This is a genomic window from Anditalea andensis, from assembly GCF_000714815.1.
Classification (GTDB): domain Bacteria; phylum Bacteroidota; class Bacteroidia; order Cytophagales; family Cyclobacteriaceae; genus Anditalea; species Anditalea andensis.
Map to the genome: position 1 here is coordinate 478,186 of NZ_JMIH01000016.1, position 12,514 is coordinate 490,699.

Sequence of the window (12,514 nt, forward strand, 5' to 3'; positions counted from 1 at the left end):
TATAAATTGCAAAAGTATTTAAAACTATACATTTGAAACATATGAATTCTGTTGGTATTTGGAAGGAGTTGTACCTGTTCTCTGTCTAAAGGCAGAAGTAAAATGTTGCAAAGAGGAAAAGCCACATTGATAAGCTATATCTGAAAGGCCCAATTCTTCCGCACTGGTTAGCAATTGTTTTGCTCTTTCGATCTTTAAGTGAATGATAAAACTGCTTGGTGGGTATCCGGTCAATCTTTTTACCTCGTCGGTAAATTTTGTTTTACCCATACCAAAAGAATAGGCTAAATCTTCCACTATCCATTTTTCGGTCAGATCATCATTGATCATTTCAGTAAGCTTACTGATAAAACAATCCTCCTGCCCTATTTTTTTCTTTCGGGTAGATAGATGGCGATATAAATCTATCAGAAGGTTTTCAATAATATTTCTAACCACTAATTCGTAACCAGGTGCCTGAAGGAGCAATTCTTCCTTTAAAGCTAAGATGTGCTTTTTAAACAGTTTTGCTTTTCGAAGGATTATTCCATTCTCAGCCGCTATTAATTTTCCCAGCTTAATTTGATACTGCTCGGATATACTTGTCCAATTCCCAAAATTGAGAGGTTGATCGGGTGCATATTCATGGGGTTTTATTATCAGCCAGTTGATTTGCCCCATATCCATTTTCCCCGAGGGACTTCCATTCCAATGCCAGGGAGCAGTAATCGATAGGTCGTCAGGAAACAATTCAACATTCTTTTCCTCAATTCTCCAATCATATTTTCCGCTTTCTATAAAATGGATTTCTATCCCATCATTTAAATGGGGTCGCATATTTTCATCCAGACGGACTTTAGAAAATTTCATACTCCCGAACTGCGTCAGAAATGGTAGATTTTCTAATGGTCCCAAATTCTGCTCATGCCACCAAACACCAGATTCCCCTGGTGAATTATCTATAGTAGGATATAATTTATTCTCTTTCATAGTTTTGAACAAAAACAATTAGCATGTCAATTAGCACAATACAAACACTATTGACTGCATATATTGCTATCATAAGAAGGTTATTTAAGTTATTTATTCTTTTATAAAATCGACCGTCGCTTGAATTTAGTATAGGATATAATTTTATATAATCATATTTGAATAGCACTTCGAAGTTAAGCTTACATACAGAACGTAAATCTTGAGAAAATTATGAAATAAAAAAAAAGTTATGAAATAAAGTTCAAACGATTGCACCCACAATAAACCCAAAATTTTATGATAGCATTAGATAACATTATTCGAATCAACCATGAGTCCCGAATTCCTAAGTATTTACAGATTGTTAATTCAATCGTAGAAAACATTGGTAGAAATTACTTAATTGTAGGAGAAAAAATTCCATCTATCAATGAAATCAGTGAGGAATTTTTCCTTTCAAGAGATACAGTAGAGAAAGCTTACAATGAGCTTAAGAAAAGGAAAATTGTATCTTCTGTAAAAGGCAAAGGATATTATGTGGCAAGAAATGTATCACATACCCAGATAAAGATTTTATTCTTACTTAATAAACCAAGTTATTATAAGCTTGAAATTTACAATTCATTCCTGAATAGCCTAGGTGATTCGGCCACAGTTGATTTGAATCTCTATAATTGCGATCCCACTATCCTTACGAGTATACTCAGAGAAAACATGGGAGCTTATGATTATTACGTTGTTATGCCCCATTTTAAAAATGATAAACAAGAACATCAAAACGAAAATGATGCAGTATTGGATGTTTTGAATGAATTGCCGGAAGATAAATTGATTATTATGGATAACTTGCTCCCATCTTTATGTAATAATATTGCTTCAGTTTGCCAGGACTTCAAATCTGATATTTATCATGCATTAGAAGAAGGTAGCCGAAATTTGGTCAAATATGACAAATTGATTTTAGTATACCCCGAAAATGTACTATATCCATACCCGCAGGAAATAAGAGAGGGATTTAAAAAATTCTGTAGTTCTTATGGATTTGATTCCGAAGTTATTCCGACAATTTTTCCTGATATGGAATTTGGCTCTAATGATGCTTATATCACTATTGAGGAAAATGATCTAGTCAATCTCATGAGGCAAATTAAGGATCATGGTATGCAACTTGGCAAGGATGTAGGAGTCATATCTTATAATGACACTCCATTAAAAGAACTTCTAGGCATTACCGTTATGTCTACAGATTTTAAAGTAATGGGAGAAACGGCAGCTTATATGATTAAAAAAGGAAAATCAGAACAAGTTAAGAATGTATTTAATTATATCGAACGTGGGTCTATATAAAAAATAGTTAATATTACCTGTTTCTTTATATAATCCTATTTTATATATAATGTAAAATAGGATTATATTTCTTTCCATAAAATTCGATTATAATTCTAAAAAGGGAATTATTGTTAAAATAATACTATGTAAATTAAATATCATCTCATATACTTGGTATCCTGCCCGCTAATTTCAATTATTTTAAGCCTACTTATTAATTCATTACAACCCAATCCAGAATAGTTAGGTTAATGTTTAATAAAATCTATGTATATTGAAAAATAAATTACCACCCTCTTTTTCATTCCTCTAATTTAAATTCAATTTATCCTCTATTTAATCATATGTACGCATACAATAAAGCCACTTATTAATTTTTCTTTGTAAATGATATCCTCCTTAATTGCCTAATATTAGTTGCCGTGTATTACTTCTCTATTTCCCACCAATCACCATTTTACCAATATTTTTAAATAACTTAAAGGCATGAACAAATTGATGCAATATTTTCTGACCGTGCTTTTACTTAGTTCTTGTGCCACTGATGAACAAGTTTCTGAAGGTGACTATACCGCATACACCGGCGCTTCTATTATCGATGGTTCGGGTGATCAACCTATCGAAAATGGCGTATTGCTCATTCGGGAAGGTAAAGTAACTGCCGTAGGAAGCTGTGATGATGTATCTATACCCGAGGAAGCCCATATGGTAGACCTCACCGGAAAATTCATTATCCCTGGGTTGATCAATGGCCATGGGCATGTAGGGCAAGCAAAGGGAATAGAAGGTGACCACTATTCTGCACAAAATGTACTTGATAACCTTGGGATATATGCCAGATATGGCATCACCACTGTGGTAAGTCTTGGAGACGACCAAAAAGATGGGGTCCCATTTAGACATGTCAATGATAGTTTACCCGTATCCCGGGCCAGACTTTTTATCGCCGGTAAGGTTATTACTGGAAATACTCCTGAAGATGCTATCGCCGACATAGAATATAATCATCAAATGGGAGTAGATTTTATGAAAATCAGGGTAGATGATAACCTGGGCACTTCTGATAAAATGCCTGAAGATGTATACAGGGCTGTCATTGACCGCTCCCATGAGCTCGGTTACAAGATAGCTACCCATATGTACGAACTAGATGACTCCAGAAAATTGGTAAAAGCAGGATCAGACTTGCTCGCCCATAGTATAAGGGATCAGGTGGTAGATCATACTTTCCTCGAATTGTTAAAGCAAAAGAACATTGGCTATTGCCCTACTCTTACCCGTGAACTATCTACGTATGTGTATGCAGATACTGCCCACTTTTTCTCAGATCCTTTTTTCCTAAAAGAATATCCCAGAGACGTGATCCAACCTCTTATGGATCCTAAAAGACAGGAAGATGTTCGTAACAAACGCAGTGCCCAGATATACAAGCAGCAGCTTCCAGTCGCCTACACTAACTTAAAAAGTCTACATGATGCGGGAATTCCCATAGTCTTCGGAACAGACAGTGGGGTGCCTACCCGCTTCATGGGATATTTTGAACACCTCGAAATGGAGATGATGGCCGAAGCCGGTCTAACGCCAATGGAAATACTCCTGTCCGCAACTAAAAATGTGGCAGAGTATCTAGATTTAAAAGGCCTTGGCATCTTAAAAGAAGGTAACTGGGCAGATTTTATAATACTGGATGCTGACCCTTTACTCGATATTAGAAACTGTAAACAAATCCTGCAAGTATATATCGGCGGAAAGGTAGTGGAAGAATCTTTCTAAACAATGATAATGAAGTTATCCCATTTTATTTTTTCAAAATGAAATGGAATGAAGACAAAACCCATTCTCATCATTTTGATTACATTCTGGGTATTTCCCTATAACGGCATGGCGGTAATAGCTGGTTTAGATAATACTGTGGAAGCATCTAGCCTATAAAAATATTTCTGACTACGGTTTAGTACTCCGGATAATGAAAGGTTACATTTTTAATAATCAACCTATTGGGCTGATCATAGTATAAATTATTTGGGCTAAATTATGCAGTAAATCAAAGCTTATTTGTATGAGGGATATTTTTTTTAAATACCGGAAGCGATTACCTTAGGGTAGATGCTCCCACCACTGTCCAAAGGTCTGGTCAATGTCATCCAAATCGACCACCTCCCCTATCATGGGTGTGACCAGAGGGATTCGGCCAGATATTTCGTTAAGTTTGGCAATATTTTTCATCGGTTCATCCCATGGATGACTGGCCAGTTTAAATTTAGAGGTATGTACTGGGAAAAGGCGTTTGGTCTTTAAATCTTTGGCAGCAGTAAGTGCCTCCTCTGGGGTCATATGAAGCTCTTTCCAAGCGATATTATACTGGCCGTTGTCCAAAACTGCCAGATCAAAACTTCCAAACTTTTCACCGAGCTCAGCAAAATGCGTATCATATCCGCTATCCCCTCCAAGGTACAATTTCAACGCGTTGGTTTGTAATATAAAGGATAGCCACAAAGTATTCTTCCTTTTTAAACCTCTCCCCGAAAAGTGCCGCGCAGAAGCAGTATGCAGGGTGATATCATCATTGATTACCACTGTTTCGTTCCAGTCTTTTTCTATGATTTTGCTGACATCAAACTTCCAGTATTCAAAATGAGCCCCCACTCCCAATCCACATATAACCTGCTTGATTTTTGGCTTTAACAACATTATTGTTGGATAATCCAGATGATCATAATGATCATGGCTGATCAGCACATGATCTATTTCGGGCATATCGTCCGCTGTATATATATCTGTACCTTTAAATGATCTATTGGAATATGGCACTGGGGAGGCATTGCCGCTGAAAACAGGATCTATTAGGAACCGTATCCCATTCAGTTGGATAAAATAGGAAGAATGCCCAAACCAGATCAAGACGTTATCTGTCCTATCCAGATTTTTTAATGATGTCCTTATAGAAGGAATTTCGGTAGCCGGAACAGTACGGGGAAATTTACTGAAAATAAAATCATACATCACTCCGCTCATAGAATACCCTTCACTTACCATGGGGGTAAAATGGATATTCTGAAATTCCCCATTCTTATAATTGGGAGATTGTTGCAACATTTCTAAACGCTTACCTTTTGGCGCTTTACCAAATTGGGGATGATTCATAAAAACTAAAATTGAGATGGCTAACAGTATCGTGATGAACAAAATCATGATCAGAGTTCCGGTGATAATTTTCATTTATGTAAAATTCATATCTTTAGAGCTTCACTTTAAATACTTTATATTATATCCTCCTATTTAAAAGAGTAAAAACCCGGTTGACAGGATAACCTGAAAAGCTGTATCTATTCTATGGGGATACTTTATTTAAAGTTTTTTCAAAAAAGCAAAATAAGCTGGTTGAAGATTTATCAGCATTACGTAATAAATCTCACCTAGGTTCAAAAGCTTTTATGCTTGGCTCCTTTATTGATTTTTAATATTTTACCTGATGTGGGAAGCTGGCTATCCTATCTTACCATTAGCTCCTAAAATTTATAATGAATAGCTGCATGTAAGCCCTTGTTTTATATAATTAAGGTTATATTTTTTCAAAAAAATTTCTCTGTAAATTTATTTTTACACTATATTGTTAGCATAATACATAATTAATAGAAATTTACGTGTCAAATAAAACCATAAAAATAGGTTTGGTGCAAAATTCCTGCTCAGAAGACCTAAAATCAAACCAGGAAAAAGCGGCAGCTGGTATAAAAGAAGCTGCTGCTAAGGGTGCGCAGATCATTTGTCTTCAGGAATTGTTCGGCTCTCTATACTTTTGCGACATCGAGGACCATGATAATTTCAAATTGGCCGAAAAAATCCCTGGACCCTCCACGGATTTTTTTTCCGGTCTGGCCAAGGCTTTAGATGTAGTGATCATTGCCTCTTTATTTGAGAAAAGAACTGAAGGTTTATACCACAATACCACCGCAGTACTGGATGCTGATGGCACTTATCTGGGCAAATACAGAAAAATGCATATCCCAGATGACCCCGGTTATTACGAAAAATTTTATTTTACTCCAGGAGATCTCGGATATAAGATCTTTAAAACCAAATATGCAGATCTTGGAGTATTGATATGCTGGGACCAATGGTATCCTGAAGCGGCAAGGATTACTGCACTGATGGGTGCACAGATACTGTTTTATCCTACCGCTATCGGCTGGCACAAAGACCAGGATGACCCTACCAATTCAGAACAGTACCAAGCCTGGCAAACCATCCAAAAAGCTCACGCAGTAGCAAACGGAGTTCCGGTAGTTGCTGTAAACAGAGTTGGAACAGAAGGGGACATGAACTTCTGGGGAGGGTCTTTTGTAAGCAATGCTTTTGGAAGGGTGCTTTACCAAGCCGATCACATCAAAGAAGAGATCGCCGTAGTAGAAATCCATAAAGACCATTCTGACCGCTACAGAACCCATTGGCCCTTTCTCCGAGACCGAAGAATAGAAACCTATGCACCCCTTCTCAAAAGATTTATAGATGAAGACTGAATCCTCACACCACATGTCAGGTACTGCATTTGCTGCATTTGACAAAAACCTCAGCCCTGCAGCCCTTGGCTACACCTTTCCGGCAGAATTTGCACCCCATAAAGCCACTTGGCTGAGCTGGCCTCACAAGGAAGCTTCCTGGCCGGGAAAAATTAGCAGCATCTATCCTTCCTACGCAGCATTTATCAAATACATCGCAATGGGTGAAGAGGTTCACATTCATGTAGGGGATCAGGTTATGCAGGATTTTGCTACCCAACACCTCAAGCAAGCCCAGGTTAATATGGAAAATGTATACTTCCATTTTTTCCCTACCAATGATGCTTGGTGCAGGGATCATGGGCCTGCTTTTCTTACCAATCCACATGCAGAGCACCGAAAAGCCCTGGTAAAATGGAATTATAATGCCTGGGGAGGCAAATACCCCCCTTATGACCTGGATAATCTCATCCCCCTGAAAATCGCTGAATACAGGCAAATCCCCTATTTCAAACCTGACATCATCATGGAAGGTGGTTCCATAGAAGTCAATGGAAAGGGAACTTTGCTTACTACTGAAGCCTGTTTGCTGAACCCCAACCGAAATCCCCACCTATCTAAAACTGATATAGAAACCTACTTACAGGAATACTATGGTGTGTCGAATGTACTTTGGTTAAAAGATGGAATAATCGGCGATGATACCGATGGGCATGTAGATGATCTAACCCGGTTTGTAAATGAAGATACTGTGGTGACCATGATAACGGAAGATAAGGCAGACGAAAACTACAAGCCACTAAAGGACAACCTAAAACTGCTTCAAAAAATGCGGCTTGAAAACGGAAAACAGCTCAATATCATCGAGCTGCCCATGCCGGGAGAGATTATATATGAAGACATGAGACTTCCCGCCTCATATGCAAATTTTTATATTTCAAACCATGCCGTCATTGTCCCTACTTTCCATGATCCAAAAGATGAAAAAGCGATAGACATTTTAACTGATTGCTTTAAAGACAGAGAAGTCGTGGGCGTGGATTCCTTAGATCTAATCTGGGGACTGGGCAGTTTTCACTGCCTTAGCCAGCAAGAACCGCTTTAGACTTGCCCCTATGCAGATAGATTAAATATAAAGTTTCCAGAATTGGGTTAACGGATTTTATAAAAAGCAGATTAAATTCATCAACGTTATATCCATAGTAAAATGATCATTTAACCCACACAAATTGACCATGGGCAGAGCTGACCTACCAAAAAAAACGCTGCCTTTCGGATAATACAGGAAATCTCTATTACATAATGTCTTACTGCGCCACATGGCAAAAGCTTCGTCACAGTAGTTTGGTCCTAATGTACGATACATGGTGATCACTGGAATTGGCTATCTTTTGGATATTCACTCTATGACTTCAAAGAGCCCCTTCTATTACTTTTGATTAAGGGCAGTAATCAATAAAATAGGTAAACCAACCTATTTCCAATCATTACTTTTCTTGGTTGCTGTAATGTGGGCAAGGTGGTGATTGCAATGCCAGGCATACATACCCGTACACTCCAGGATGCTAATCACCTTTCCATGTTCGGGATGGATATACGTCCTTTTATATTGTTCTTCAGACAAATTATTCAATAGCAGCGTCCATTTGGCATGAATGCCTTCCAGCAGTAGCAAAGATGAATGGATGGGCATTTGTCGGGTATCAATAAGCTCAGCCCAGCGGTCCTCAAAATATGGTTTGATCAAAGGGGCCTCTTCTGTCAATGCCAGTTTTAGACGCATTAAACTATTCATGTGACTATCAGCACAGTGATGTACTACCTGTCTGATTGACCATCCATCAGGTCTATAAAGTACGTCCAATTGATCCTCCGTTAAGTCAGTGACTTCTTTAGAAAGTCTGTCTGGAAATGAAGCAATATCTGAAATCCATTCATTCATAACTTCTTGAGTGATGGTGGATGGATATTTGAACACCCCTATCGGAAACTTTAATATGTCTATATCTACCATTTTCTATACTATTGGCTTAATTTGTTGGAATGTACAATTATCATTAAATGGTTTCATAGCGCCCCATCAAGTACAGCCTTTAGTAAATGTGGGGAAGCCACTTTCCATTATACCTTTTTAGGCGGCTGCCCGATGATAAAAGCATACCGGAAAGAGCCATGCGGTCCATATTGCAAAACTGACAATTCCGAATAGATAAAAAAATAATTGCAGAAAAAAATGTACCATAAATGTTGAATCATATACAGGAATGAGACCTCATGAACGGAGCAAAACATTCACTGCCATCCTGGTCCTGATGTAGATTTAGACCTGCTCCGCTGGCATTTCATTAAAGCACTCTTGCCCGAGAAGTTCCGGTGTGCCACCGACTACAAAGAGCATAAAGGGCCACTATGAATGATGTATATTTCACATAGCACAGGTCAATAATCGTAGGAAAAAATGACCTAATTATCACTTTTGCCTCTATCCGGAATAGGATATGGTCTATTGGCATATTCATCAGTGGGCCTTGAACTGTAGAAAAATGATATAAAATAAAGTTGACGGGTTAAAAGTTAGGGGCGATTGCGTAACCGGTCCTGAGTGGTTTTCGCTGTGCTCCTCCTTCCGGGGAATGGGCATCCTGAGGGCAGTCCCACCCTATGGAAAGTATTGCATCCACATATGCCTATGCATCCTAATAATAAACTTACTACAAAAATGATATATAAACCAATTGTGTTCGCACACATAATTTAAAATTGATTGTAGGTTATATATTTTATTATTACCTTAAGCTTCACATTAAATAAAAAATGGTATAAAAAATCCCACTTATGGGTTCTATTTTCTTTAAAAAAAATCAGATATACCGACCTTAAGATGACAGGCACAAGGCAATAAGTAAATGCCACGTTGGATATTCATACCTATAATTATATGACATTTTGAAGCTATTTAAACACCTATTACCCCCATTGACATCCCACATACAAACGTTAAAGTTAAGTAATTTTTGCCTGGTCATTATTTGCGGGATATTTATGTTCCTACTAGGTGCTTTGCCCTGTAAAGCACAATCTGCCTTTTCTGCATACGAACAGCTGTTTACACCCCCTAGGCAATACCTCACCTTTTATACCAATGAAGCACCGGAGATTGATGGCAATATTGAAGCATCAGTTTGGCAGCAGGCTGCTTGGAGTGAAGTTTTTACAGATATAGAAGGGGATTTAAAAGCAGCACCCACCTACTCGACCAGGATGAAGATATTATGGGATGACCACTACCTCTATATTGCAGCCGAACTGGAAGAGCCCCATGTTTGGGCAAGATTGACCGAACATGATGACGTCATTTATCACGACAATGATTTTGAAGTCTTTATTGACCCTGAAAACACCACCCATCAATATTATGAAATCGAAGTAAACGCACTCAATACCCTATTTGATCTTTTTCTGCCCAAACCTTACCGTAATAATGGAAGGGCCATGATCCACTGGAACCTGCATGATTTCCGCTCCGCCATACAAGTTCAGGGAACCCTTAACGACCCGGGGGATAAAGATAAAGGCTGGACCATTGAAATGGCCATTCCTTTCCGATCGATCAGCATGGGCAATGAACCAAAAATCCCTGAAGAGGGCAGCCTCTGGCGCATTAATTTTTCCCGTGTACAATGGGAAATGGATATAAAGAAAGGAAAATATGTGAAAAGTAAGGATGAAAAAGGAAAACCATTGCCGGAAAAAAACTGGGTCTGGTCACCGCAGGGTCTGGTAAACATGCATTATCCGGAACGCTGGGGCTACCTGCATTTCACCCGACAGACTTCTTTGCAGGGTAGCCCAGTACCTGAACTGCCCTATGCAGAAAAGCAGAAACGCTACCTATGGCTGATTTACTATAAACAGCAAGCTTATCATAGGACTCACGATCGCTATGCAGTCTCTTTTGATCAACTTGGCATAAATGAATGGAATAATATAAGGTCTCAACATAAAGTAGTATCAAAAGGATATCCATGCGCAGAAGCCAGTTTTCTATTGGAAAACCAGACTAACAAAATTACTATGGAGGCAGGCACCTACCAATTCAAAGCTATCATTCAGGGGGATGACCAATTAAACTGGAGCATCAACCAAGAAGGATTGATAGAATTGACCGGTAAATAAACAGATCATACCTGACACAGCAGTATAGGCTACGGAGTTTTTTACCTTACTGGATTCATTATATATAAACTCTCTGGTTAATAAAAACACTGAAAAAAATGAAAACAAGAAGAACTTTTATCAAAGCCGGATTTTTGGCAGGTTTATCCATAAACCTGCCCTGGAAGGCAATAGCAACATCAGCCATACCTTTAACCGACAAGAACAATAAGGAATGGAAACATTGGGTCTGGACCCATCCTAATGACAAAGATACGGTGGAAGCGCTACAAAAACGTTATGAACGCTATTATCAGGCCGGCATACGTGGAATATTCTTTGAAGCTGACAGTGAAAAACATTTCAGGCAAGCCAAAGCAGCCAGATTGGAGGCTCATCGCTGGATGTGGACCTTAAACCAGGGCGACAAATCACTGCTCGAGTCGCATCCAGAGTGGTACGCAAAAAACCGGAAGGGCGAATCCTGCGCTGACCAACCGCCATATGTGGACTATTACCGGTGGCTGTGCCCCTCCAGGCCTGAAGTGATCAACTATCTCGAACAGGCAGTAACCGACATTTTGGCTAAGGATTACGTAGATGGGATTCATTTGGATTATATCCGTTTTAGCGATGTGATCCTTCCTGTCAACCTCTGGGATAAATATAGCATTGAGCAAACCAGTGAACTTCCTGAATATGATTACTGCTACTGTGAGGTATGTCAGGCCGGCTACAAAGCCTGGCGTGATACTGATATATTATCCATACCTTATCCGCAGGAAAGCTTATCGTGGAGACTATATCGCTATCGGGCTATTAACCATGTGGTAAACAGTCTGGCTAAAGTGGCCAAAAGCAAACATAAACCGATCACAGCGGCTGTCTTCCCTACTCCGGAAGTAGCCAAACGGATAGTCAGACAGGACTGGAAAAACTGGGATTTAAACGGCGTGGCACCTATGATCTACCACGGTTTCTATAAGGAAGAGGTATCTTGGATAGGCGATGCTGTAGCAGAAGGCGTGCAGGGACTCAATGGACGTTTCCCTTTATATGCAGGGCTATATTTACCTGATTTCAAGCATAGTAAGGAACTCCATTTGGGTATTACCTATGCTTTGCAAAACGGAGCAGCAGGTGTCTCTTTATTTGGGGATATTAATGAAGAAGTGTTACAAATACTTGAAAATGCGGCTACACATTGATCTATCTGGACCCTCCCCGGCCAGATTTTGAAGTGTTAACCCTATTTTTTAGACTGTATTTTTTTTTTGCAATAACATTTTTGGATTTTTTACTTTCCGCATAATTAGTTTAGCGGAGGGCCACATTCATTACTGTTTTATTTACCGTCAGTCTACCCACCTATCCATACCAACCCGATACAAATGGCATTAAGCACTACTATATACATCACTCGGATTATTTTAAGTGAAAATAAATATTTAAATATTTTGGTGAATAAATGGGTTCAACAATCGATTCCAGCATTAAAAAGCTAATTGTGTGCGTAAACATTTATTTTGTGTGCGCACACATTTATTTATTTTATTTTTTGTTATTTAATTGAAAGTATT

Annotated in this window: 9 protein-coding genes; 6 read left to right on the plus strand and 3 right to left on the minus strand. The window is 38.7% G+C overall.

Translation table 11 applies throughout. From position 1 onward, the window contains the following. Positions 1–24: 24 nt before the first annotated feature. Positions 25–969: a helix-turn-helix domain-containing protein gene (locus EL17_RS10280; protein WP_035073337.1), complete on the minus strand. Its 945-nt coding sequence runs from the start codon at positions 967–969 to the stop codon at positions 25–27. Between the two features lie 279 nt (positions 970–1,248). Between EL17_RS10280 and EL17_RS10285 the strand changes: the two genes are divergently transcribed. Both EL17_RS10285 and EL17_RS10290 read left to right on the plus strand, forming a co-directional pair. Then, positions 1,249–2,298, plus strand: a complete 1,050-nt coding sequence (locus tag EL17_RS10285; protein ID WP_035073341.1) for a GntR family transcriptional regulator — start codon at positions 1,249–1,251, stop codon at positions 2,296–2,298. Between the two features lie 468 nt (positions 2,299–2,766). Beyond that, complete coding sequence (locus tag EL17_RS10290) at positions 2,767–4,053, plus strand: amidohydrolase family protein (protein ID WP_035073343.1); 1,287 nt, start codon at positions 2,767–2,769, stop codon at positions 4,051–4,053. 324 nt (positions 4,054–4,377) lie between these two features. On the opposite strand, the gene EL17_RS10295 is transcribed toward EL17_RS10290, so the two are convergent. Then, positions 4,378–5,424, minus strand: coding sequence for an MBL fold metallo-hydrolase (locus EL17_RS10295; protein WP_240485968.1), 1,047 nt, complete (start codon positions 5,422–5,424; stop codon positions 4,378–4,380). A 500-nt stretch (positions 5,425–5,924) separates the two neighbouring features. Between EL17_RS10295 and EL17_RS10300 the strand changes: the two genes are divergently transcribed. Beyond that, positions 5,925–6,800: a carbon-nitrogen hydrolase gene (locus EL17_RS10300; RefSeq protein ID WP_051719926.1), complete on the plus strand. Its 876-nt coding sequence runs from the start codon at positions 5,925–5,927 to the stop codon at positions 6,798–6,800. 13 nt (positions 6,801–6,813) lie between these two features. After that, positions 6,814–7,884, plus strand: a complete 1,071-nt coding sequence (locus EL17_RS10305; protein WP_035073350.1) for an agmatine deiminase family protein — start codon at positions 6,814–6,816, stop codon at positions 7,882–7,884. Between the two features lie 369 nt (positions 7,885–8,253). Here EL17_RS10305 and EL17_RS10310 read toward each other — a convergent pair whose 3' ends face one another. Then, complete coding sequence (locus tag EL17_RS10310) at positions 8,254–8,793, minus strand: YfiT family bacillithiol transferase (RefSeq protein ID WP_035073352.1); 540 nt, start codon at positions 8,791–8,793, stop codon at positions 8,254–8,256. Positions 8,794–9,821: 1,028 nt separating this feature from the next. On the opposite strand from EL17_RS10310, the gene EL17_RS10315 reads away from it, so the two are divergent. Next, positions 9,822–10,955 carry a carbohydrate-binding family 9-like protein gene (locus EL17_RS10315; RefSeq protein ID WP_051719927.1) on the plus strand — a complete coding sequence of 378 codons (1,134 nt, stop codon included), beginning with the start codon at positions 9,822–9,824 and terminating at the stop codon, positions 10,953–10,955. Positions 10,956–11,053: 98 nt separating this feature from the next. Then, complete coding sequence (locus EL17_RS10320) at positions 11,054–12,142, plus strand: family 10 glycosylhydrolase (RefSeq protein WP_035073355.1); 1,089 nt, start codon at positions 11,054–11,056, stop codon at positions 12,140–12,142. Positions 12,143–12,514 lie beyond the last annotated feature (372 nt).